Here is a 22,770-nt window from a genome sequence, read left to right as displayed (position 1 = left end):
GGACACCGGACCCGCTCGTCGTACCGTTGGTTCTTACTTCAGGAAGTCGGGCACGTCGAGGTCGTCGTCGGCGTAGCCGCCGTCGTACGAGGTCTCGGGCACGCGGGCCGTGACGGGTGCCGGCTCGGGGCGACGCTCGGGCGCGCGCTCGGTCGCCGCCTTCTGCTCCTCGGCCGCGTCGAGGTCGCGGGCGACGTCGTCGGCGGGGATGACGGGCACGACGGGCGCCGAGACCGGGCGCTGGGCGCCGACCGCGTCGATCCGAAGCGAGGGCTCTCCCCCATCGAAACCGGCGGCGATGACGGTGACCCGCACCTCGTCGCCGAGCGTGTCGTCGATGACCGTACCGAAGATGATGTTGGCCTCGGGGTGCGCGGCCTCCTTCACCAGCTGGGCGGCGTCGTTGATCTCGAAGATGCCGAGGTTCGAGCCACCCTGGATCGACAGCAGCACGCCGTGCGCACCCTCGATCGAGGCCTCGAGGAGCGGGGACTCGACGGCGAGCTCGGCGGCCTTGATCGCACGGTCGGCGCCGCGGGACGAGCCGATGCCCATGAGTGCGGAGCCTGCCCCCTGCATGACCGACTTGACGTCGGCGAAGTCGAGGTTGATGAGACCGGGGGTCGTGATGAGGTCGGTGATGCCCTGGACACCGGCGAGCAGCACCTGGTCGGCCGTGGCGAACGCCTCGATCATCGAGATGCCGCGGTCGCTGATCTCGAGCAGGCGGTCGTTCGGGACGACGATGAGGGTGTCGACCTCTTCTTTCAGGCGCTGCACCCCGCCCTCGGCCTGGCTCTGGCGACGACGGCCCTCGAACGAGAAGGGCTTGGTCACGACACCGATGGTCAGGGCGCCGATCGACTTGGCGATCTTGGCGACGACGGGGGCGCCGCCGGTGCCGGTTCCGCCGCCCTCACCCGCTGTGACGAAGACCATGTCGGCGCCGCGGAGCGCCTCTTCGATCTCTTCGGCGTGATCCTCGGCGGCGCGTCGGCCGACCTCGGGATCGGCGCCGGCGCCGAGGCCGCGGGTGAGCTCACGACCGACGTCGAGCTTGACGTCGGCGTCGCTCATCAGCAGCGCCTGCGCGTCGGTGTTGATCGCGATGAACTCCACGCCGCGAAGGCCGAGCTCGATCATGCGGTTGACAGCGTTGACGCCGCCCCCGCCCACACCGACGACCTTGATCACGGCGAGGTAGTTCTGGTTGTGGCTCATGCCGGCCTCCGTTTGTCCCCGAACCCGAAACTTTAAACCTCATGTTGAGGGTTAAAGAATTGCCCGGTATGCAATTCCTTAGCTCGAAGGTAGGCGGCGGATCCGACCCCGCCCGCCCGACACGCGGCGTGTTGGAACATCGCCTCGAAGATCAGCGGACGACGCCCGCCTCGGGCGACGTCACGTCGTACTCCTTGGCCTTGTCCGGCGGGCTCTTCTGCATCAGGCGGTCGAGCACCACCGCCTTCTCGGCCGAGCGGTCGGCGCTCCCCCACACGACCTTCGACCCCGACGCGCCGAGCGTCAGCGTCACGTCGTCGGGCGTCGAGGCCGATACGGCCGTCACCTGCGCCCGCACGGCATCCGGCAGGGAGCGCACCACGCGACCCGCGGCGCGGAAGGCCGTCGAATCCGTTCCGCCGGCGATGTCGAGCACGGGCTGACCGGCGGGGGCGTCGGGCGTCGTCGACAGCGCCACCCCGGCGGCATCCACCACCGTGAAACCCGCCGCGGACTGCATGGCGCCGATGGGGGTCCGCTCGACGATGCGCACCACGAGGTCGTGGGGCGGGCGCGCCTCGAGGGTGTACGACTCCACGAGCGGGAAGCGCACGAGCGCCGCCTTCACGGCGCTGTCGTCGACCATCGCGAGCGGGACGCCGACCTGGTCGCCCAGGGCGGCGGACACCGCCGCCGGGTCGAGCTGCGAGGTGCCGACCACGTCGATCTTCTCGACGGCGAAGAGCGGGCTGTACGCCACGCCCGCCGTACCGAGGCCCATGACGAGGAACGCCGAGATCACACCGATCCAGATGTTCCGACGACGCCGCTGGCGCACCGTGAAGCGGCGCACCTCCGCGGAGAGCGCCCGCCGCCGGGCCCGCGAGGCCCGCCACACATCGCGCAGCCCCGCTCCCCCGGCATCCGGATCCTCCGCGGCGAAGCCGCCGTCGAGCGGACGCGCGCGGGTGTCGACCGCGGAGGTCTCGTCGACGGATGCCGTCTGCCGGGGCATCGAGGCCCGAGCAGCCTTCGCACGGCGAGCGGACTCCGGCGAGGACGGCAGGGGCGACGGCCGCTCCACGGTCAGACCGCCGCGGCCTCGGTGCGGGACAGCGCCTCGAGCACCTGGGGGATGATCTGGTAGACGTTGCCGCACCCGAGGGTGATGACGTAGTCACCCGGTCGGGCGATCCGAGCCGTGTAATCGGCCGCCGCCTGCCAGTCGGGGACGTAGTGCACGTGGGACGGATCGGCGAACGCGCCGCTGACGAGCTCTCCGGTGACCCCGGGCACCGGGTCTTCACGGGCCCCGTACACGTCGAGCATGACGGTGTGGTCGGCGTGCGACTCGAGCACCTCGGCGAACTCGCGGTACATCTCCTGCGTGCGCGAGTACGTGTGGGGCTGCTGGATCGCGATGATGCGCCCCTTGCCCACGACCGTTCGCGCCGCGGACAGCGCCGCGGCGACCTCGGTCGGGTGGTGCGCGTAGTCGTCGTACACGCTGACGCCCTGCTGCACGCCGTGCAGCTCGAAACGGCGGACCGTGCCGCCGAAGCCCTCGACCGCGCGTGCCGCATCGGACAGCGAGTGCCCGAGCACGCGCAGCACGGCGACCGCGCCGGCGGCGTTGACCGCGTTGTGGGCGCCCGGCACCCGCAGGTGCACGTCGACGCTCTCGCCGTCGGCGGAGAGGGTGAAGGCGACGGGTCCGTCGGTGCGGATGCCGCTGAGGCGGAGGTCGGCTGCGGCGTCCTCGCCGAACGTGACGACGTTCGCGTGGGTGATGCGCTCGCGCACGGAACGCGCGCCGGGATCGTCGGCCGAGATCACGACGGCCTCGCGGGCCGCGTTCGCGAAGCGGGCGAAGGCCGCGTCGAAGGCGTCGCGCGAGCCGTAGTGGTCGAGGTGGTCGGGGTCGACGTTGGTGATGAGCGCGACCGAGGTGTCGTAGAGCTCGAACGTGCCGTCGGACTCGTCGGCCTCGATCACGACGAGGTCGTCGGAGCCGGTTCCGCTGGACGCGCCGAGGTCGGCGATGACACCGCCGTTGACGAAGGTCGGGTCGACCTCGAGGGCGCGCAGGGCGGTCACGATCATGCCGGTCGAGGTGGTCTTGCCGTGGGCACCCGCGACCGAGACGAGGCGACGACCGCCGATGAGCCAGTGCAGCGCCTGCGAGCGGTGGATCACGTGCAGCCCGCGCTCTTTGGCGGTGACGAACTCGGGGTTCTCGGGCCAGATCGCACCCGTGTGGACGACGGTGTCGGCGTCGCCCAGGTGGGCGGCGTCGTGCCCGACGTGCACGGTCGCACCTCGGGCGGCGAGGTCGCGCAGGGCGGCACTGTCGGAACGGTCGGAGCCGGAGACCCGGATACCGCGGTCGAGGAACATGCGGGCGAGTCCGGACATGCCCGACCCCCCCACGCCGATGAAGTGCGCGGAGGTGATGGTCTCGGGGATGGGGAGGCTCAGGTCGGGTCTGATCATGGCGTCTGCGAGTTTACGTCGCCGATCCTGCGCGTCGGCCCCGGCGCGCTGGGGGCGCGGCCGACGGAGCCTCGGCGGGCGGACGCGCCGCGACAGGACCGGGCGCGGCTCAGCGGGCGAGAGCCCGGTCGACGAGGGCGATCACGTTCTCGGTCCCGGTCCGGATGCCGGTGCGCGCCGCCGCATCGCGCATCGCGGTCCGCCGGTCCTCGTCGGCGAGCAGCGGGACGATCTCGGCGCGGACCCGGTCGGGCGTGAGATCGGCGTCGGCGATGAGCAGCGCGGCCCCGGCTCGGACGGCCGCGGCGGCGTTCATGCTCTGCTCGCCGTTGCCGACCGCGTAAGGCACGTACACGGCGGGGATGCCGAGGGCGTTGATCTCACTGACGGTCGCGGCACCCGAGCGCGACACCACGAAGTCGGCGAGGGCGAAGGCGAGGTCCATGCGGTCCACGTACCGGACGACGGCATAGCCCTCGACGCCCGGATCGGGCAGGTCGGAGTTCTGTCCCGTCACGTGCAGCAGCTGCCAACCGGCGTCGAGGACGTCGCGCCAGGCCCCGCCGAACGCGGTGTTCAACCGCAGCGCACCGAGCGACCCCCCGAACACCAGCAGCGTCGGCTTCTGCGCGTCGAGCCCGAAGTGCGCGGCGGCCTCCGCACGCAGAGCGGGGGCGTCGAGCTCGACGATCTCGCGGCGAAGCGGCATCCCGACCTCTCTCGCACCGCGCAGCGGGGTGCCTTCGAAGGCGACGCCGACGCCCGCGGCGCCCCGCGCCCCCAGCACGTTCGCGAGTCCCGGCTTGGCATTGGCCTCGTGCACCACGAAGGGGACGTGCTCGCGGCGGGCCGCGACGTAGGCGGGCGCTGCCGCGTACCCCCCAAAACCGACGACGACGTCGACCCCGCGCGAGCGGATGAGTCGGCGCACGTGCGCGACCGCGCGCAGGAAGCGCACCGGGAACGCCGCGGCGGCCCCGTTGGGGCGTCGTGGGAAGGGGACCTTCGCGACGGTGAGCAGTTCGTACCCACGCAGCGGGACGAGACGCGACTCGAGGCCCTCTCGCGTGCCGAGCACGAGCACGTCGGCCGAGGCGTCGCGGGCGCGCAGTCCGTCGGCGACCGCGAGCAGGGGGTTCACATGCCCGGCGGTGCCGCCGCCGGCGAGGAGGTAAGTCGTCACCGTTCGACCCTAACCAGGTCGGGCGGTGCTCCGTCGCCGCCCCCGAGCGTCAGCCGCGCGGTCGACGGGCGGATGCCGCGGCCCGCCGCGCCGCCCGCGGAGGCGTCTCGCCCGCCGCGCGACGGTCGGGAAGCGTCCGCGCGCACGACAGCAGCACACCGCACCCGATCAGCACCGACAGCAGCGAGGTTCCGCCCTGCGACATGAACGGCAGCGGCACACCGAGAACCGGGAACACGCGGAGAACGACCGCGACGTTGATCATGGCCTGACCGACGATCCAGATGGTCACGCCGCCCGCGACGATCCGGACGAAGGGGTCGTCGGTGCGGCGGATGATGTGGAAGGCGCCGACCGCGAACAGACCGAAGAGGGCGAGGACGACGATGCAGCCGATCAGCCCCATCTCCTCCCCCACGATCGCGAAGATGTAGTCGTTCGCCGCGGCGGGGAGCCAGTCGTACTTCTCGGCCGAGTTGCCCAGGCCCACACCGAAGATCCCGCCCGCGGCGAGCCCCCAGATGCCGTGCAGCGGCTGGTAGCAGTCGCCGAGGTAGTTGGCGATGCAGTCCTGGTCGAGGAAGCTCATGATGCGGCGCATGCGGTCGGCGCTCGTGATGGCGAACAACGCGATCGCGCCGAGGGCCGCGAGGGCCGGCAGCACGAAGATGCGCAGCTTCACCCCCGAGAAGAACAGCGCCCCGAGCAGGACGAGAACGAGGATCATCGTCGTACCCAGGTCTTTTCCGCCCATGACGGTGGCGACCACGAGGGCGAAGACCGGAACGATCGGGATGAACACGTGTCGCCAGTCGCCCAGCAGCGTCTGCTTGCGGTACAGGACGTAGCCCAGCCACAGCGCGAGAGCGAGCTTGAGGAACTCGGCCGGCTGCGCCTGGATGCCCGCGATGCTGATCCAGTTGCGGTTACCGTTCGCCGAGATGCCCAGCGGCGTGAACACGAGCAACTGGAAGAGGGTCGCCAGGATCAGCGCCGGCCACGCCATGCGCTTCCAGAAGCGCAGCGGAGCACGGCTGAGCACGAACATCAGGGGGATGCCGATGACGGCGAAGACGGCCTGCTTGAGGACATGGTCGAAGGGGCTCTGCGCGCCGTCGAGCGCCGAGGTGGCCGACAGCACCATGACCAGGCCGAACCCGGTGAGCAGGAGCGCCGCCGAGGTGATGAGCAGGAACTCGCTGGGCACGGGCCGGAATGCCCTGCCCAGAGACACGCGGGCGGCGAGGCCGACGCGAGCGGGCTCATCGGGGCTCTGCCGCGGCCGAGGTGCCGTCGTGGTCACGCGAGTCCCCTCAGTCGTGCGGTTGAGATTCTCCGTCTCGGCCCGCGATCCACGCCCGCACCGCCTCGGCGAAGCGGTCGCCGCGGTCGGAGTAGGACGAGAACTGATCGAAGGACGCCGCCGCGGGAGCGAGGAGAACGGTGTCTCCCTCCCGGGCCACACCCGCCGCCAGTTCGACGACCTGGGCCATGACGTCTTCAGTCTCAGCGTGGTCGACCTCGAACAGCGGCACCGCCGGGGCGTGTCGCCCGAACGCCGCCACGATCTCGTCACGCTCGGTGCCGATCACGATCGCGGCCCGCACCGAAGCGCCCCGAGCGCGCACGAGGTCGCTCAGGTCGACGCCCTTGAGCAGACCGCCGACCACCCACACCGCGCCGGGGTACGCCGCGAGCGACGAGGCCGCCGCGTGCGGGTTCGTCGCCTTCGAGTCGTCGACCCAGGTGACTCCGAGGTGCGCCCCGACGACCTGGATGCGGTGCGGGTCGAGCCGGAAGCGTTCGAGCGTGTCGTGGATGTGCGCGGGCGTGGCCCCGAGGGAGCGTGCGAGGGCCGAGGCAGCGAGGATGTTCGCGACCATGTGGGGAGCCGCGAGGCCGCGCCGGGCGAGGTCCGCCACCGTCGTCAATTCGAGGGCCGAGGTGGCGCGCTCTTCGAGGAAGGCCCGATCGACGAGGATGCCGTCGACCACACCGAGATCGCTCGGACCGGGAACCCCCAGGTCGAAACCGATGGCGCGCGCGCCCTCGACGACCTCGGCGTCTTCGACCATCTCGCGGGTCGCGACGTCGGCCTTGTTGTAGACGCAGGCCACGCGCGTGCGGGCGTAGACGCCGGCCTTCGCCGCGCGGTACGCGTCCGCGCCGCCGTGCCACTCGAGGTGGTCGTCGGCGAGGTTGAGGCAGACGGCGGCGTGCGGCGAGAGGGCGTCGGGTCCGGACTGCTGGTTCAAGTACCAGAGCTGGTGGCTCGAGAGCTCGACGACGAACACGTCGAACCCACCCGGGTCGCGCACGGCGTCGAGCACGGGAGTGCCGATGTTGCCGACGGGAACGGCCCGCTGACCCGCCGTCATGAGCATCTCGGCGGTCAGACGCGTGGTGGTGGTCTTGCCGTTCGTCCCGGTGATGAGCACCCAGTCGGCGGGGCGCCCGTCCGGACGGACCACCTTGTCACGGACGCGCCAGGCGAGCTCGACGTCGCCCCACAGCGCGATGCCCCGCTCCTGCGTCCACGCGATCACGGGGTGGTGCGGGGGGAAGCCGGGGGATGCCACGACCACCTCGGGCGCGAAGTCCGCCATCTCTGCGGGCACGGTGTCGAGCGGACCCTCGTGCAGGCGCACGCCCAGAACCGGGAGCAGGCGCGAATACTCGGCATCCGCTCTCTCCGTCACCACGAGCACCTCGGCGCCGAGCTCGGCGAGGGTATCGGCGACCGAGAAGCCGGTGACCGACAGGCCGAGGACGACGACGCGCAGGCCCTTCCAGTCGGCGTGCCAGCTGGTCAGGGTGGAGAGGTCGGTCATACGCGGGACAGCCATTCGACGTAGAAGAATCCGATGCCCGAGACGGCGAGGAGACCGGCGATGATCCACATGCGCACGACGATGGTGACCTCGGGCCACCCGCGCATCTCGAGGTGGTGGTGCAGGGGGCTCATGAGGAACAGGCGCTTGCCCCGGGTCACCTTGAAGTAGGCCCGCTGAAGGATGACCGATCCCGAGGCGATCACGTAGACACCGGCGATGAGGATGAGGAGGAGCTCGGTGCGGGTGAAGATCGCGAGGGCGGCGATCACCCCACCGATCGCCATCGACCCGCAGTCGCCCATGAAGACCTTCGCCTTGGGGGCGTTCCACCAGAGGAATCCGACCAGGGCGCCGACGAACGACGCCCCCACGATCGCCAGGTCGAACGGGTCGCGCACGGCGTAGCAGCCGGCTTGCACGGTCGGGTCGAGGACATCGGCGCAGACCTGCTTGTTCTGCCAGAACGCCATCAGGCTGTAGGCGCCGACGACGAAGATGCCCGAGCCCGCGGCGAGGCCGTCGAGGCCGTCGGCCACGTTGACGGAGTTCGAGGTGGCCGTTCCGATCAGCGAGATCCACGCTAGGTACAGCAGCCACCCGAGGATCGGGCCGAGCGCGAAGAACGACAGCAGCTGGATGTCACGGAACACCGAGACGTACCCCGAGGCGGCGGTCTGCCCGACGGTGTTGGGGAAGTTCAGGGCGACGATGGCGAACGGCACCGCGACGATCACCTGACCGGCGATCTTGCGCCATCCCGAGAGCCCCAGGCTGCGCTGCTGGCGGATCTTCATGTAGTCGTCGATGAAGCCGACGACACCGAACCCGAGCATGAGCCAGAGAACGAGGAGTCCCGAGACGGTCGGGGGGTTGTTCCCGGCGTACGAGCCGATGAAGTATCCGACCATCGTGCCGAGGATGAAGATCGTTCCGCCCATGGTGGGCGTGCCGCGCTTCGCACCGTGCGAGGGGTTGTGCACGTTCTCGGGGGTGCGGATGACCTGCCCCCAGCCCCACTTGCGGAACCAGCGGAGGAAGACCGGGGTGAGGAAAAGGGTGAAGGCGAGCGAGATCGCAGCCGAAGTCAGAAGTGATCTCACGCGAACAAGTCTCCCAGACGGTCGCCGAGGTGCCGGAGCCCCGCCGAGTTGGACGACTTCACCAGCACGCGATCACCGTCGCGCAGTTCGGTCGAAAGGTAGTCGTAGGCCGCGTCGGCGTCGGCGAAGAAGACCGCCTCGCCGTCCCACGAGCCCTGGGCGATCGCCTCGAGGTACATGCGGCGCGCCTCGGGGCCGATCACGACGATGCGCTGGATGCGCAGGCGCACGGCCAGAAGACCGACCCGGTCGTGCTCCTCGTCGGCGTACTCCCCCAGCTCGCTCATCGCACCCAGCACGGCGACGGTGCGCTCGTCGGGGCCGGTGATCTGCGCGAGGGTGCGCAGAGCTGCGGCCATCGAGTCGGGGCTGGCGTTGTACGCGTCGTTGATGATGCGCACGCGATCGGAGCCGAGGGGCTGCATGCGCCAGCGCTCGGCGATCTCGACGGTCTCGAGGCGCGCGATCGCGTCGGCCGCGGGCACGCCGAGGGCGGTGGCGGCGGCCAGGGCCGCGAGGGCGTTCATCACGTGGTGCTCGCCGAGCACCCGCAGGGTGAGGATGAAGGGTTCTCCGTCGACCAGCAGATCGGCGCGGGTGCCGGATGCCGACACCTCGACGTCGACGGCCCGGACCTCGGCCCGCTCGCCCCGACCGAACCACCGCACGTCCTGCCCGCGCTCGCGCGCGATCGGCTCCATCGCCGAGACGCGGGGATCGTCGGCGTTGAGCACCGCAAGGCCGCCCTCGCGGGTCGCCTTCACCAGCTCGCTCTTGGCGTGGAACGTCGACTCGATGCCGCCGAAGCCGCCGGCGTGGGCCATGCCCACCATGAGCACGACGCCGATGTCGGGGGTGACGAGCCCGGCGAGGTGGGCGATGGCCCCGGGGGCGCTCGCGCCGAACTCGCTCACCAGGAAGCGGGTGCCCTCGGTGACGCGCAGCATCGTGAGGGGGGCGCCCACCTCATTGTTGAACGAGGCGCGCGGCGCCACCGTCTCGCCCTCGTCCTCGAGGATGCGGGCGAGGAGGTTCTTGGTGGTCGTCTTGCCGTTGGATCCGGTGATGCCGACGATCTTGAGCTCGCCGGTCTCGCGAACCCGAGCCACCACGTCGCGGGCCAGGTCGCTGAGGGCGGCCACGGCATCCGGAACGACGATCTGACTCACGGCGTCGTCGAGCTCGCGTTCGACGATCGCGAGGGCGGCTCCCCGCTCGACGGCGGTGCCGACGAAGAAATGACCGTCGGTGGTCTCACCGGGCTTGGCGACGAAGATCCCGCCGGGTTCGATCAGGCGCGAGTCGGTGTCGACGAGGCCCGAGACCCGAGTGTGGGGGGTGTCGTCGCCGCGGACGACGAGGCGCCCGCCGAGCACGTCGGCGAGGTGGGAGAGGCTGAGGGAGATCATTGCTGTGGGACGCCCTTTCCGGTCGCATTCGTTACCGAGACGAGACCGAGACGGGCTCTTTCTCAGCCGAACTTGGGCAGTTCGGGGGTCGTGGTTCCGGAGGGGATCACCCGGTAGGACTTGAGAACCTGGGTGAGGGCCTTCTGGAACGCGGGGGCGGTGGCCGCCGACGATTTTACCGTCCGCGGCTCGTCCAGGTTGACCGCGACCACGTACTGCGGGTCGTCGGCGGGGGCGAAACCGATCATCGTCGTGAAGTACGCGTCGGGCTTGTAGGCGCCCGTGTTCTCGTCGACCTTCTCACCGGTACCGGTCTTGATCGCGATGCGGTAACCCGGGATGGCAATCTTCGAGGCAAGCTCGCCCTGCGTGGCGACGTTCTCGAGCATGAGCGAGACCTCCTTCGCCGTGTCGGGCGAGACGACCTGCGTGCCGTCGGTGGGCGGGACGTCGGTGACCGTGCCGTCGGCCGCGGTGCAGCCCTCGACGATCGACAGCGGCTTCTTGAGTCCCCCGTTGGCGATGGTCTGGTATGCGCCCACGAGCTGCGGCACGGTGACCGACAAGCCCTGGCCGAAGGCGGTGTTGTAGAAGGTCTGCTTGTCCCAGTCCTGGACCGGGTGCAGGATGCCGCCGGACTCGCCGGGGAACCCGATCGAGCTGACCGAGCCCATGCCGAACTTCTGCAGGTAGTCGAAACGCGTCTGGGCGGGGATCATCTCGGCGAACTTCGAGATGCCCACGTTCGAGGAGTCGATGAGCACGCCGGTGGGCGTGTACACGTTCGGGCCGTGCGAGAACGCGTCCGAGACCCGGGCGTCACCGCCGAGGACCTCTCGCCCCGAGGCGGTCACGGTGGTCTGCGGGGTGTACGAGCCGCTGTCGAGGCCGATCGCCGTCGTGAGCGCCTTGAAGGTCGACCCGGGCTCGAAGGGGCTCGAGAACGCGCGGCTGCCGCGGTCGTCGGGCGAGGTGGCGGTCGGGTCGTTGGGGTCGACCGTGGGGTACTCGGCGAGGGCGCGGATCTTGCCCGTCTTCGCCTCGACGACCGTGATCGTGCCGCGGAGCGAACCGGTGTTCTGCACCTGCTCCGCGATGAGCTGCTGGAGGTACCACTGCAGGTCGCGGTCGATCGTGAGCTTGAGGGTGCCGCCGTCGACCGCCGGCTGCGTCACCACCTCGGTGCCGGGGAGCACCACGCCGTCGCGGCTCTGCTGGAAGACGACCTTGCCGTTGGTCGAGGCGAGGCAGTCGTTGTCGGCCGACTCGAGGCCCGCGAGGGCCTGCCCGTCGCTGCCGACGAAACCGAGCAGGTTTCCCGCCACCGCGCCGTCGGGATACATCCGGCCCGCTTGCGGCGGGAAGCTGAGGAACGGCAGCCCCAGGGCCACGAGGGACCGGTACTGCTCGGTCGAGACGCTCTTCGCGATCATGGCGTAGCGCGAGTCGGGGTTGTCGGCCACGGCATCCTGGACGATCTTCTGCACGTCCGCGGCGCTCTGGCCGGTGACGGCGGCGATCCGGGCGGCGAGCTCGGGCCACGCGGTCGTGGTCTCGTTGCCGTCGTCGTCGCGTGTGGTCACGCCCTTGGCCGCGAGCATCGGGTCGATCTGCACGTCGTAGCGGTTGACGCTCGTGGCGAGGGGGACGCCGTTGTCGTCGACGATGGAGCCGCGGGAGGCGTACTCGACGCGGGAGTTCTGCAGGCCCATCGAGAGCGAGTCGTCCACGTGATCGCGGGCGTTGACGACCTGGATGTCGACCAGTCGGACGACGAAGGCGAGGATCACGATCAGGACGACCGCGAGGGCGACGACGGTGCGACGCCGCGGGGACCGGGAGGTTGTCGTCGTCATGGCTCTCATCGTGTCGCGGGAGTCGGCAGACCGTCGCTGATCGGCGGGGGTGTCGCCGATTGGGTGGTGGGGGCGGCGGCCTCGGTCGGTGCGGCCGCTCCGGGCGCCGCGGGTGAGGGGGTCGCCGCGCCGTTCTCGGTGGTGGATGCCGCCGGGTCGGTGACCAGCGGCACGCCCGAGATCAGCGCGTTGCCGACCGAGCCGCGGCCTTTCGCGTCGACGGACGAGGCCGCGTCGGCGGGCTTGTCGGAGCCGATGACGGCACCGTCGCTGAGGCGGAGGTAGGTGGGCGACTCGTCGATCACCATGCCCAGGGCTGCGGCGTTCGCCGCGAGGTACTGGGGCGAGCTGAGTCCCGCGCTCTCGTCGGAGAGGATCTGCTTCTGGTAGGTCAGGTCGCGCTGCTGCTGGGTCAGCGACGAGATCTCGAACGAGCTCTGCGTCGTGAGGATGCCGAGGCTCATCTGGGCCACGACGATGGTCAGCGCCCCGAGCACGGCGACGACGCCGAAGAGGCGTCGCGGTGCCCGACGACGCGCGGTCGCGGGGACGACGGTGAGTCGACGCTCGCGGACCGGCGTGGGAAAGTCGGGAAGGAAGGCTGCATCGATGGCCTGGGGCGCGCTCATGCGTCCTCCCGGATTCTCTCGGCCGCGCGCAGTCGCACGGGGGTGGCGCGGGGGTTGATCGCGCGCTCTTCGTCGCTCGCGAGTTCGGCCCCCCGGACGAGTAGCTTGAACGTCGGCGCGTGCTCGGGCAGCTCGACGGGCAGGCCGCGGGGTGCGGTCGAGGTGGAAGCGTCGGCGAACACGCGCTTGACCAGTCGGTCCTCCAGCGACTGGTACGACAGCACGACGATGCGGCCGCCGACTCCCAGCACCTCGAGGGCGGCGGGGATCGTGCGCTCGAGCACCGACAGCTCGGCGTTGACCTCGATGCGCAGGGCCTGGAAGACGCGCTTGGCGGGGTGGCGCTCGCGCAGCACCGCGGCCGGGGTCGCGGCCTGCAGCACGTCGACGAGCTGGCCCGAGCGCTCGAGCGGAGCCTGGGCGCGGGCGGCGATGATGGCGCGGGCGTAGCGGCCGGCGAGCTTCTCTTCGCCGTAGCGCTCGAAGATGCGTCGCAGGTCGCCCTCGCCGTAGGTGGCGAGCACCTCGGCTGCGGTGACGCCGGTGGTCTGGTCCATGCGCATGTCGAGAGGGGCGTCTTGCGCGTAGGCGAAGCCGCGGGCGGCCTCGTCGAGCTGCAGAGACGAGACACCCAGGTCGAACAGGATGCCGTCGACCTTGTCGACACCGGCGGATGCCACGGCCTCGGCGATGCCGTCGTAGACGGTGTGGACGAGGGTGACGCGGTCGCCGAAGCGCTTCAGTCGCTCCCCCGCGATGCGCAGAGCGTCGGTGTCCCGGTCGAGGCCGATGAGCCGGGCCTGCGGGAACCGCTCGAGGAACGCCTCGGAGTGCCCGCCCATGCCGAGCGTGCCGTCGACGAAGACGGAGCCCGGCTTCTGCAGGGCGGGGCCGAGCAGCTCGACGCAGCGCTCGAGCAGGACCGGGGTGTGGATGTCGCGGATGTCCATGATGTGTCGGGCCGAACCTTCGGACTCTGATCCCCATCCGCTTCGACCTGGCGCCGGGGAAGTGCGTCAGGGCGAGCGGCTGGGCATCACAGCCGAAGGGTCAGAAGAGTCCCGGGATCACCTCCTGCTCCATCTCGGCGTACGTCTCTTCGTTGCTCTCCGCGTAGGAGTTCCAGGCCTCGGCGTCCCAGATCTCGGCGTGCGCGCCGACGCCGGTGACGACGAGTTCGCGCCCGAGCCCGGCGTAGGTGCGCAGGGCGGGCGGGACGGTGATGCGGTTCTGGCTGTCGGGCTTCTCGGCGCTTGCCCCCGAGAGGAACATGCGCAGGAAGTCGCGGGCCTGCTTGTTGCTGAGCGGGGCCTCGCGGATCCGCTCGTGAACGCGCTCGAACTCCTCGGTGCTGAACACGTAGAGGCAGCGGTCCTGCCCGCGCGTGATCACCACTCCGGCGCCGAGATCGTCACGGAACTTCGCCGGCAGGATGACCCGACCCTTGTCGTCGAGCTTGGGTGTGTGCGTTCCGAGCAGCATTCGGGCGTCCACCCCCTTCGTCCGGCCTGCGAAGTTTCCCCCACTTTACTCCACCGCCCTCCACTTTGCTATCGAAAACAGGACTCTTCTGCGGAGAACCGCGGCCGTGTACAGTGGTCGACCACCCCGGCGCAGCACCGCAGTTTCCGCGTCTTTCCGCGGCGCAACGGCGCCTCGCACTCCCCGCGGACGTCCCGGTGGAGCAAAAGGGAGGGATTCGAGCCCGGATGCCGACTCCTCACCCTCTCCACTCCGTTACTCACCTCGCCGACGAGGGCGCCGGGCGCACGAAAAAGCACCGGCTCCGAAGAGCCGGTGCTGAGGTGGTGCGAGGACGGAGCTTAAGGGCCGTCGTGGCGGCGGTCCCAGCGCTCGTTCATGCGGTCCATGAACGAGGAGCCGGAGGCGCGGGCCGGTCGCGGCTTAGCGGCGGCGGGCGCGGTCGGAGCGGCACCCCGCGTGGGGGTGACGGCAAAGATCACGCCGCCGACCATGAGGAGGAAGCCCAGCACGCCGACGGCGATGCCGACGAAACCGGTGTTGAAGCCGATCGACACGCCCGCGACGAGGGCGCCGAGACCGGCGAGCACCAGGATCGAGCCGAGGACGATGTTGCGGTAGCTGAGGGCACGACTGGGGGCGGACACCACATCGGTGTCGTTGCTCATGAGATGGCGCTCCATCTCATCCAGTAGACGCTGCTCCTGCTCTGACAGTGGCATGCATCCCCCTCTGTTGTTCGTTGCGGACGATTCTACGCGCGGCGTGGATCACTAGGCTAGGCCCGTGCCGACCTCCCCGGAACCGATCGAAGCTGTTTCCCAGCGACTCGACAAGTTCCTCTCCGAACAGCTATCGTACGCCTCCGCGCTCGGCCCCGAGGCCGAGTCCCTCACCCGCGCGGGGGCCTCCGCCCTCCGCGGCGGCAAGCGCCTGCGGGCGCGCTTCTGCCTTGCGGGGTGGCGCGCCGTGGGCGCCCTCGACGCGCCGTCCGCCGCGGTGTTCGACGAACCCGCCCTGGCCGTGGCCACCTCGCTCGAGGTCTTCCACGCGGCGGCCCTCGTCCACGACGACCTCGTCGACAACAGCGACACGCGCCGGGGTCAGCCCGCCGCGCACCGCGCCCTGCAGAAGGCCCATCAGGATGCCGAGTGGGCGGGTGACTCCGACGCGTTCGGTCGCTCGGGCGCGATCCTGCTCGGCGACCTCCTCGTGGCGTGGAGCGACGACCTCCTCGAAGAAGGCCTCGAGGACCACCCCTCCGCCGCCGCCACGCGCCGGGCCTACTCCCGCATGCGCCGCGACGTGACGATCGGTCAGTTCCTCGACGTCGCGGAGGAGTCCGCGTACACCGTCTATCCGGATGACACCCACGCCGAGCGGGCGCTGCGGATCGCCTCGTACAAGTCGGCGCGCTACAGCATTCAGCAACCCCTGCAGATCGGCGCGGCGCTGGCCGGGGCCGACGATGAGCAGCTCGATGCCCTCGGACGGTTCGGTCACGACGTCGGCATGGCCTTCCAACTGCGCGACGACGTGCTGGGCGTCTTCGGCGACAGCGCCGTCACGGGCAAGCCCGTCGGCGACGACCTGCGCGAGGGCAAGCGCACCGTCCTGGTGGCCTACGCCCGCGAGATGCTCGAGTCCGCGGAGCGCGACCGCTTCGACGCCCTCCTGGGCGACCCCGCTCTCGACGCGGCGCAGATCGCGGCCCTGCAGCAGACGATCGTCGACACCCGCGCCCTCGAGCGCACCGAGACCCTGATCGCCGAGTACGCCGAGCGCGCCGATGCGGCTCTCGCCGACGCGCGCGTCGACACCGGAGCGCTCACCGATCTGCGCGCTCTCGCACGCGCGGCCACCGAGCGCACGGCCTGAGGCCGGACGGCCTCAGGCGAGGGTCGCAGCGACCCGTCGGACTTCGCTCTTGCGCCCGGCGAGGAGCGCCTCGATGGGCGCGAGACCGATGGTCTCTTCGGGCGTGAGCAGCCAGTCGATGGTCTCGTCGGGGTCGAACCCCGCGTCGTGCAGGACGATGATCGTGCCGCGCAGCGACGGCAGCGGGCGCCCGTCGACGAGGAAGACCGCCGGCACCTTGAAGACGCCGTCGCGGCGCGAGCCGACGAGGTAGTGCTCGTCGAAGAGGCGGCGCACGCGCCCGAGCGACTCGTCGAGCATCTCGACCAGGTCGGGAATGGTCAGCCACGCGGTCTCGTAACGGGAAGTCTCACTCACCCCTTCATCCTCTCACTGCCGTCGCCTCGGCCCGCCCTCGGTCGTCTTCTTCACTTGAGTCACACCCGTCTCAGGGGTCACTTTCGTTGACATCCGCCCCGAGGCATGCCACCGTGTCGGGCAGTCGGAAGAACGGAATCCCCCACCATGAGACGACTCACGCTGTCCCCCCTGCCCTCGCGACGTCGCACCGCCGTCATCTGGCCCGCCGCCGTGGCCGGCACGATCGCCCTGACCCTCACCGCCGAGCACGCCGCGCACGCCGCACCCCCGGAACCTGCGCTCACCTCTCTCCCGCCCGCTCCCCGCAGTCTCGGGATGCCGGTGCTCGCCGCCGTCACCCCGCCCACCACCTACACGGTCAAGCCCGGCGACACGGTGTGGGACATCGCCCGCGCGCACGGTCTCGATACAGCCGCGGTCCTCGCGGCCAACGGCTTGGCATCCGACGCCGTCATCCGCCCCGGTCACGTGCTCGCCCTCACGCCCGCGGCCGCGCCCGCTCCCCCGGCTCCCGCGGCCCCCGAGGCCGCGCCCCGCACGCACGAGGTGCGTCCCGGCGACACCGTCTCGGCGATCGCCCGCGCCAACGGCGTCTCGCTCGACGCCGTGCTGAGCGCGAACGGGCTCACGCGCGCCTCGATCATCTACCCCGGCGACGTCCTGCGCATCCCGGCGGACTCCCCCGCTCCCGCTCCCGCTCCCGCCGCCGTCGCCCCGGCGACGGCTCCGGGCCTCGACGCCGAGCAGTCCGACAACGCGCGCCTGATCATCCGCGTCGGACGCGAACTGGGCGTCTCGGATCGCGGCATCCTGATCGCCCTCGGCACCGCGATGCAGGAGTCGTGGCTGCGCAACCTCGACTGGGGCGACCGCGATTCGCTGGGCCTCTTCCAGCAGCGGCCCAGCACCGGGTGGGGCACTCCGGCGCAGATCCTCGACCGCGAACGCTCGACGCGCGTGTTCTACGGCGGCGCGGCCGATCCCAACGGCACCGCCACCCGCGGACTCCTCGACATCCCCGGCTGGGACCAGCTCCCCTACGCCGATGCCGCCCAGGCCGTGCAGATCTCGGCCTACCCCGACCGATACGCCCAGTGGGAGCAGCCGGCCACCACGTGGCTCGCCGTTCTGGGGTGAGGTGAGGGTGAGCCGCTCCCCGGGCTCACAGGGGGCGCTCCGTAGACTCGACCTGTGAGCACGAGTCAGCAGGCAGACCCGCTGATCGGCCGTCTCGTCGACGGCCGGTACCGGGTTCGCGCGCGCATCGCGCGTGGCGGCATGGCGACCGTGTACGTGGCGACCGACCTGCGCCTCGAACGCCGGGTGGCGCTGAAGGTCATGCACGGCCACCTCAGCGACGACACCGTGTTCCAGAGTCGGTTCATCCAAGAGGCCCGTTCGGCTGCGCGCCTGAGCGATCCGCACGTGGTGAACGTGTTCGACCAGGGCCAGGACGGCGAGATGGCCTACCTGGTCATGGAGTACCTCCCGGGCATCACGCTGCGCGAGCTGCTGCGCGAGCACCGGCGCCTCACGGTCGATCAGACCCTCACGATCATGGATGCCATCCTCTCGGGGCTCGCCGCCGCGCACCGGGCCGGCATCGTCCACCGCGACGTGAAGCCCGAGAACGTCCTCCTCGCCGAGGACGGCCGCATCAAGATCGGCGACTTCGGCCTCGCCCGCGCGACGACGGCGAACACCGCGAGCGGCGCGCAGCTCATGGGCACGATCGCCTACCTCGCCCCCGAGCTGGTCACGCGCGGCACCGCCGACGCGCGCAGCGACATCTATTCGCTCGGGATCATGCTCTACGAGATGCTCGTCGGCGAGCAGCCCTACAAGGGCGAGCAGCCGATGCAGATCGCCTATCAGCACGCCACCGACTCGGTGCCCCGCCCGAGCGCGAAGAATCCCGGCGTCCCCGAGCAACTCGACGAGCTCGTGCTCTGGTCGACCGAACGGGAGCCGGGCGACCGCCCGCTCGACGCGGCCGCGATGCTCGAGCGCCTTCGCGCGATCGAGAAAGAACTCGGCCTCGCCCCCCAGGTGGCGCGCGCCGTGGCCGTGGGCACCACGAGTCCCGCGACGGCCGCCGAGTCGCGCGAGCTGACGAAGGTGCTGCCGCAGACGGCATCCCTCCCCTCCGCCACCATCGATGAGCCCGACAATGCGGCGCGACTGCGCACCCGCACGCGGCGACGGACGACCAGGGGCGCGTGGCTCCTCGTGCTCGTGCTGCTGCTCGCCGGCGGAGCCGGGTTCACGGGCTGGTACTTCGGCTCCGGTCCGGGTTCGCTCGTCGCGGTCCCCGACGTGTCGGGCCGCAGCTTCGCCGACGCCGAGGCCCTGCTCACGCAGCAGCAGCTGCAGGCTCAGGCGCAAGAGGTCAACGACCGCGAGATCCCCTCCGGCACGACCGTGGGCTCCGACCCCGCGCCCGGCGAACGTCTCGACAAAGAGACGGTCGTGACCGTCTTCGTCTCGATCGGGCCGGCCACCCACCAGATCCCCGCCCTCGCGGGCAAGAGCGCCGACGAGGTGCGCGCGGTCCTTGAGCAGGCCTTCGTCGGGGTCGCGGGCGACCCCGAGCGGCAGTTCGCCGACCCGGCCGGCGGGACTGTGCTGGGCGCCTCGGTGATCCCCCGCTCCGGCGGCAACGCCATCGACTGCACCCAGGGCTGCACGGTGTACGAGGGCGACGCCGCGTCGCTCGTCGTCTCGCTCGGACCCATCCCCGACGTCACCGGCGACTCGCGTTCCCAGGCCGAGCGCGCCCTCGACGGCGTCGGACTCAAGACCGCGGTGACCGAGGAGTACAGCAACTCCGTGGCATCCGGCAACGTGATCGCCATGGGCCAGCGCGACGGGGGCGGCAACTGGCGCCCCGGCGACACCGTGCCCCTGCGCGTGTCGATCGGCCCGAAGCCCGTCGAGATCCCCGGCAACGTCGTGGGGATGTCGATCCGGGATGCCGTGAAGACTCTCGAAGCGCTCGGCTTCGAGGTGAACGCGGGCATCGACGACGGCACCCTGCCCCTCGGGTTCAAGTACTGGGACATCTACAAGGTGCGCGCCACGAACCCCAAGGCCGGCACGACGGCCCCGCAGGGCTCGACCATCACACTGACGCCGACGCTGTAGCGCGAGATCGCGGAGCAGAGAGAGCTTCCCCGACCGCGCCGACGGCATCCTGAAACGACGACGCCCCGACCGCAGCGGTCGGGGGCGTCGATCTGTCGAGAGGGGTCAGCGGTTCTCGAGCTCCTCGGCCACGAGGAACGCCAGCTCGAGGCTCTGACGGTGGTTCAGACGCGGGTCGCACAGGCTCTCGTAGCGGGTCGCGAGGGTGGCCTCGTCGATCATCTCGGAGCCGCCCAGGCACTCGGTGACGTCGTCGCCGGTGAGTTCGACGTGGATGCCGCCGGGGTGCGTGCCCACCGAGCGGTGCGCCTCGAAGAAGCCGCGCACCTCGTCGACCACGTCGTCGAAGCGACGGGTCTTGTAGCCGGTGGGCGTGGTGATGCCGTTGCCGTGCATCGGGTCGGTGACCCAGAGCGGCGTAGCACCCGAGTCGCGGACGGCCTCGAGCAGCGGGGGCAGCGCGTCGCGGATCTTGCCCGCACCCATGCGCGTGATGAAGGTCAGTCGACCCGGCTCGCGCTCGGGGTCGAGCTTGTCGATGAGCGCCAGCGCCGTCTCGGCCGTCGTGGTGGGACCGAGCTTCACGCCGATGGGGTTGCGGATCTTCGAGAAGTAGTCGACGTGCGCGCCGTCGAGCTCGCGCGTGCGCTCACCGATCCATTGGAAGTGCGAGGACGTGTTGTACGGCTGTCCCGTGCGCGAGTCGATCCGCGTCATGGGGCGCTCGTAGTCCATGAGCAGACCCTCGTGGCCCGTGTAGAACTCGACGCGCGTCAGCTCGTCGAAGTCGGCGCCGGCGGCCTCCATGAACTTGATGGCGCGGTCGATCTCGGTCGCCATTGACTCGTACGCCTGGTTCGCGGGCGTGCTCGCGAAGCCCTTGTTCCAGCTGTGCACCTCGCGCAGGTCGGCGAAGCCCCCCTGCGTGAAGGCGCGGATGAGGTTCAGGGTCGACGCGGCCGTGTGGTAGCCCTTGAGCAGACGCGCGGGGTCGGCCTTGCGCGACTCCTCGGTGAAGTCGTAGCCGTTGACGATGTCGCCGCGGTACGCCGGGAGCGTCACGTCGCCGCGCGTCTCGACGTCGCTCGAGCGGGGCTTGGCGAACTGGCCCGCCATACGGCCCATCTTGACCACCGGCATCGAGGCGCCGTAGGTGAGGACGACGGCCATCTGCAGGACCGTCTTGATGCGGTTGCGGATCTGCTCGGCGGTCGCGCCGGCGAACGTCTCGGCGCAGTCACCGCCCTGCAGGAGGAACGCCTGGCCGGCGGCGGCCCGCGCGAGGCGGTCGCGGAGGATGTCGACCTCGCCGGCGAACACCAGCGGAGGAAGCGTCGCCAATTCTGCGGATGCCGCGGCCACAGCGGCCTCGTCATACCACTGGGGCTGCTGCTTGATGGGCAGGGTTCGCCAGTGGTCGAGGTCGTGGAGCTGCTGATTCACCCCTGAAGTCTAGTGGCGGGACACCGGCGCCTTCGCCGCCTGTGACGTGGCGAGGCGGTCCTTCACGGTCGAGGCGTAGACGTCTTCGTAGCGCTGCTCACCGAGACGCTGGAGGGCCACCATGATCTCATCGGTCACCGAGCGGAGCACGTAGCGGTCGCCCTCCATGCCCTCGAACCGCGAGAAGTCGAGGGGCTCGCCGATGACGATGCCCACGCGCCCCACGCGGGGCAGACGCTGGCCGATCGGCATGACGGCGCCCGTGTCGACCATGACAACCGGCACGACCGGAACGCGCGCCTCGAGCGCCATGCGCGCGATGCCCGTGCGGCCCCGGTAGAGGGTGCCGTCGGGGCTGCGGGTCCCCTCGGGGTAGATGCCGAGCAGCTCTCCGCGGCCGAGTACGCCGAGGCCGGTGTTCAGCGAGGCCTCGGAAGCCTTTCCGCCTGAGCGGTCGATGGGCAGCTGACCCGTCGCCGTGAAGAACATGCGAGTGGCCCAGCCTTTGAGGCCCTTGCCGGTGAAGTAGTCGCTCTTGGCGAGGAACGCCATGCGCCGGTCGATCATGAGCGGAAGGAAGATCGAGTCCGAGAACGACAGGTGGTTGCTCGCCAGGATCGCCGCCCCCTCGACGGGGATGTTGCGCCGGCCCACCATCCACGGACGGAACACGGCCTTGATGACCGGTCCGATGACCACGTACTTCATGAGCCAGTAGAACAACGTCAGCGCTCCTTCCCGGCGAGGTCAGCGACCCCGATGAGACCGGCGTCGTTGCCCAGACGTGCGATCGCGAATTCGGCGACCGGACGTTCACCGTACCCCGGGAGCGAGGTCTCGTACGCGAGCTTCACCGGCTCCAGCAGGTCGGCGCCGAGCTGCGCCACTCCCCCGCCGATCACGAAGACCTCGGGGTCGAGCACGGCCTGGAACCCGCCGCACGCCTCGCCGAGGGCCGTGGCCACGCGACGCAGCGCCTCGACGGCGCCCGGGTCGCCCGCGAGCACGAGCCGCGACACCGCGGGGCCGGGGATCGCACCGCGCTCCTCGCGCACCGCGGCCAGGGCCGCGCCGATGCCGCCCTCGTCGGCGATGGCGTTCGCCTCGCGCTGCAGGGCACGACCCGAGGCGTACTGCTCGAGGCATCCGTTCTGTCCGCACCCGCACGGGTGCCCGCCGCGCACGAAGCGCATGTGCCCCAGTTCGGCGCCGATGCCGTGACCGCCGCGGAAGAGCTCGCCGTCGGTGACGACGGCACCGCCGACGCCGGTGCCCATCGTCAGCATGACCATGTCGCGCACGCCCTGGCCCGCACCGAAGCGATACTCGCCCCACCCCGCGGCGTTCGCGTCGTTCTCGATCGTGACCGGGGCATTCAAGCGCTGCTCCAGGCGGGCGCGCAGGGGCTCGTCGCGCCAGTCGATGTTGGGGGCGTAGATGACGGTGCTGCGGTCGCGGCTGATGAAGCCGGCCGCGGCCACCCCGATCGCGTGGATCTCGTGCGCGCGGCGCAGGTGATCGGCCATGTCGACCACGGCGTCGACCAGGGCTGCGGGGTCGATGGGGGTGTCGACGCGGAGCTTCTCGATGATGGTGCCGTCGTCGTCGACGACGCCCCCCGCGATCTTCGTGCCCCCGATGTCGATGCCGACGTTGCGCACCGCGCTCCCTTCCGGGCCGACCGTGCGGCTCGGCCCGGAGAAGTCTAGCCATGCCGCGCGACCGGCGCGGGAGAGCG

20 protein-coding genes are annotated in these 22,770 nt (G+C 70.7%); 3 read left to right on the top strand and 17 right to left on the bottom strand.

The window, feature by feature from the left end; genetic code table 11:
- Positions 1 to 33 precede the first annotated feature (33 nt).
- The 13 genes from ftsZ to BLS25_RS02775 all read right to left on the bottom strand — a co-directional run bounded on the left by ftsZ (position 34) and on the right by BLS25_RS02775 (position 14,929).
- On the bottom strand, positions 34 to 1,221 hold the full coding sequence (gene ftsZ / locus BLS25_RS02835) for a cell division protein FtsZ (RefSeq protein ID WP_074694330.1): 1,188 nt from the start codon (positions 1,219 to 1,221) through the stop codon (positions 34 to 36).
- Positions 1,222 to 1,372: 151 nt separating this feature from the next.
- A complete protein-coding gene (locus BLS25_RS02830) occupies positions 1,373 to 2,236 on the bottom strand; it encodes an FtsQ-type POTRA domain-containing protein (RefSeq protein ID WP_081349656.1) in 864 nt (287 codons plus the stop codon).
- 71 nt (positions 2,237 to 2,307) lie between these two features.
- Entirely contained in the window at positions 2,308 to 3,714 is a 1,407-nt protein-coding gene (murC, locus tag BLS25_RS02825) for a UDP-N-acetylmuramate--L-alanine ligase (RefSeq protein ID WP_074694328.1), read from the bottom strand.
- 109 nt (positions 3,715 to 3,823) lie between these two features.
- A complete protein-coding gene (locus BLS25_RS02820; RefSeq protein ID WP_074694327.1) occupies positions 3,824 to 4,897 on the bottom strand; it encodes a UDP-N-acetylglucosamine--N-acetylmuramyl-(pentapeptide) pyrophosphoryl-undecaprenol N-acetylglucosamine transferase in 1,074 nt (357 codons plus the stop codon).
- A gap of 49 nt (positions 4,898 to 4,946) precedes the next feature.
- The gene (gene ftsW / locus BLS25_RS02815) at positions 4,947 to 6,200 is read right to left on the bottom strand and encodes a putative lipid II flippase FtsW (protein ID WP_074694326.1); all 1,254 of its coding nucleotides are present in this window, start codon (positions 6,198 to 6,200) and stop codon (positions 4,947 to 4,949) included.
- Between the two features lie 10 nt (positions 6,201 to 6,210).
- Complete coding sequence (murD, locus tag BLS25_RS02810) at positions 6,211 to 7,743, bottom strand: UDP-N-acetylmuramoyl-L-alanine--D-glutamate ligase (protein WP_256335514.1); 1,533 nt, start codon at positions 7,741 to 7,743, stop codon at positions 6,211 to 6,213.
- Positions 7,725 to 8,831 carry a phospho-N-acetylmuramoyl-pentapeptide-transferase gene (mraY, locus tag BLS25_RS02805; RefSeq protein ID WP_056227729.1) on the bottom strand — a complete coding sequence of 369 codons (1,107 nt, stop codon included), beginning with the start codon at positions 8,829 to 8,831 and terminating at the stop codon, positions 7,725 to 7,727. Before mraY ends, murD begins: the two co-directional genes overlap by 19 nt.
- Entirely contained in the window at positions 8,828 to 10,240 is a 1,413-nt protein-coding gene (locus tag BLS25_RS02800; protein WP_074694324.1) for a UDP-N-acetylmuramoyl-tripeptide--D-alanyl-D-alanine ligase, read from the bottom strand. The genes mraY and BLS25_RS02800 overlap by 4 nt, the downstream gene beginning before the upstream one ends.
- 62 nt (positions 10,241 to 10,302) lie before the next feature.
- Positions 10,303 to 12,096: a peptidoglycan D,D-transpeptidase FtsI family protein gene (locus BLS25_RS02795; RefSeq protein WP_056227723.1), complete on the bottom strand. Its 1,794-nt coding sequence runs from the start codon at positions 12,094 to 12,096 to the stop codon at positions 10,303 to 10,305.
- Positions 12,097 to 12,101: 5 nt separating this feature from the next.
- Positions 12,102 to 12,725: a cell division protein FtsL gene (locus tag BLS25_RS02790; RefSeq protein ID WP_074694323.1), complete on the bottom strand. Its 624-nt coding sequence runs from the start codon at positions 12,723 to 12,725 to the stop codon at positions 12,102 to 12,104.
- Entirely contained in the window at positions 12,722 to 13,675 is a 954-nt protein-coding gene (gene rsmH / locus BLS25_RS02785) for a 16S rRNA (cytosine(1402)-N(4))-methyltransferase RsmH (protein ID WP_074694322.1), read from the bottom strand. The genes BLS25_RS02790 and rsmH overlap by 4 nt, the downstream gene beginning before the upstream one ends.
- Positions 13,676 to 13,775: 100 nt before the next feature.
- A complete protein-coding gene (gene mraZ / locus BLS25_RS02780; RefSeq protein ID WP_056227713.1) occupies positions 13,776 to 14,207 on the bottom strand; it encodes a division/cell wall cluster transcriptional repressor MraZ in 432 nt (143 codons plus the stop codon).
- Between the two features lie 341 nt (positions 14,208 to 14,548).
- On the bottom strand, positions 14,549 to 14,929 hold the full coding sequence (locus tag BLS25_RS02775) for a DUF3040 domain-containing protein (RefSeq protein WP_056227710.1): 381 nt from the start codon (positions 14,927 to 14,929) through the stop codon (positions 14,549 to 14,551).
- Between the two features lie 64 nt (positions 14,930 to 14,993).
- On the opposite strand from BLS25_RS02775, the gene BLS25_RS02770 reads away from it, so the two are divergent.
- Positions 14,994 to 16,085 carry a polyprenyl synthetase family protein gene (locus BLS25_RS02770; RefSeq protein ID WP_074694321.1) on the top strand — a complete coding sequence of 364 codons (1,092 nt, stop codon included), beginning with the start codon at positions 14,994 to 14,996 and terminating at the stop codon, positions 16,083 to 16,085.
- A gap of 12 nt (positions 16,086 to 16,097) precedes the next feature.
- Here the strand turns inward: BLS25_RS02770 and BLS25_RS02765 are convergent, their stop codons facing one another.
- Positions 16,098 to 16,442 (bottom strand): Rv2175c family DNA-binding protein, encoded by a 345-nt coding sequence (locus BLS25_RS02765; RefSeq protein WP_326493361.1) that lies wholly within the window; start codon positions 16,440 to 16,442, stop codon positions 16,098 to 16,100.
- 147 nt (positions 16,443 to 16,589) lie between these two features.
- On the opposite strand from BLS25_RS02765, the gene BLS25_RS02760 reads away from it, so the two are divergent.
- Together BLS25_RS02760 and pknB are read left to right on the top strand one after the other, a co-directional pair.
- Positions 16,590 to 17,582 carry a LysM peptidoglycan-binding domain-containing protein gene (locus tag BLS25_RS02760; RefSeq protein ID WP_074694320.1) on the top strand — a complete coding sequence of 331 codons (993 nt, stop codon included), beginning with the start codon at positions 16,590 to 16,592 and terminating at the stop codon, positions 17,580 to 17,582.
- A 54-nt stretch (positions 17,583 to 17,636) separates the two neighbouring features.
- On the top strand, positions 17,637 to 19,589 hold the full coding sequence (gene pknB, locus BLS25_RS02755) for a Stk1 family PASTA domain-containing Ser/Thr kinase (RefSeq protein WP_074694319.1): 1,953 nt from the start codon (positions 17,637 to 17,639) through the stop codon (positions 19,587 to 19,589).
- A gap of 105 nt (positions 19,590 to 19,694) precedes the next feature.
- On the opposite strand, the gene BLS25_RS02750 is transcribed toward pknB, so the two are convergent.
- The 3 genes from BLS25_RS02750 to BLS25_RS02740 are packed head-to-tail and all read right to left on the bottom strand — an operon-like array spanning position 19,695 to position 22,693.
- Positions 19,695 to 21,032, bottom strand: a complete 1,338-nt coding sequence (locus BLS25_RS02750; RefSeq protein WP_056227695.1) for a class II 3-deoxy-7-phosphoheptulonate synthase — start codon at positions 21,030 to 21,032, stop codon at positions 19,695 to 19,697.
- Positions 21,033 to 21,041: 9 nt separating this feature from the next.
- Entirely contained in the window at positions 21,042 to 21,755 is a 714-nt protein-coding gene (locus BLS25_RS02745) for a lysophospholipid acyltransferase family protein (protein WP_056227692.1), read from the bottom strand.
- Between the two features lie 2 nt (positions 21,756 to 21,757).
- Positions 21,758 to 22,693 (bottom strand): ROK family glucokinase, encoded by a 936-nt coding sequence (locus tag BLS25_RS02740; protein ID WP_074694318.1) that lies wholly within the window; start codon positions 22,691 to 22,693, stop codon positions 21,758 to 21,760.
- Positions 22,694 to 22,770: the final 77 nt, after the last annotated feature.

Source organism: Microbacterium testaceum StLB037 (assembly GCF_900104345.1).
GTDB lineage: Bacteria > Actinomycetota > Actinomycetes > Actinomycetales > Microbacteriaceae > Microbacterium > Microbacterium testaceum_A.
Note: the sequence above shows the minus strand (reverse complement) of the source record. Positions and strands in the feature narration are given on the sequence as shown.

Bases quoted from the DNA above. Each gene is read 5' to 3' on its own strand.
- ftsZ (WP_074694330.1), bottom strand. From the start codon at position 1,221: ATGAGCCACAACCAGAACTACCTCGCCGTGATCAAGGTCGTCGGTGTG.
- BLS25_RS02830 (WP_081349656.1), bottom strand. From the start codon at position 2,236: ATGCCCCGGCAGACGGCATCCGTCGACGAGACCTCCGCGGTCGACACC.
- murC (WP_074694328.1), bottom strand. From the start codon at position 3,714: ATGATCAGACCCGACCTGAGCCTCCCCATCCCCGAGACCATCACCTCC.
- murD (WP_256335514.1), bottom strand. From the start codon at position 7,743: ATGGCTGTCCCGCGTATGACCGACCTCTCCACCCTGACCAGCTGGCAC.
- BLS25_RS02800 (WP_074694324.1), bottom strand. From the start codon at position 10,240: ATGATCTCCCTCAGCCTCTCCCACCTCGCCGACGTGCTCGGCGGGCGC.
- BLS25_RS02795 (WP_056227723.1), bottom strand. From the start codon at position 12,096: ATGACGACGACAACCTCCCGGTCCCCGCGGCGTCGCACCGTCGTCGCC.
- BLS25_RS02790 (WP_074694323.1), bottom strand. From the start codon at position 12,725: ATGAGCGCGCCCCAGGCCATCGATGCAGCCTTCCTTCCCGACTTTCCC.
- rsmH (WP_074694322.1), bottom strand. From the start codon at position 13,675: ATGGACATCCGCGACATCCACACCCCGGTCCTGCTCGAGCGCTGCGTC.
- mraZ (WP_056227713.1), bottom strand. From the start codon at position 14,207: ATGCTGCTCGGAACGCACACACCCAAGCTCGACGACAAGGGTCGGGTC.
- BLS25_RS02775 (WP_056227710.1), bottom strand. From the start codon at position 14,929: ATGCCACTGTCAGAGCAGGAGCAGCGTCTACTGGATGAGATGGAGCGC.
- BLS25_RS02760 (WP_074694320.1), top strand. From the start codon at position 16,590: ATGAGACGACTCACGCTGTCCCCCCTGCCCTCGCGACGTCGCACCGCC.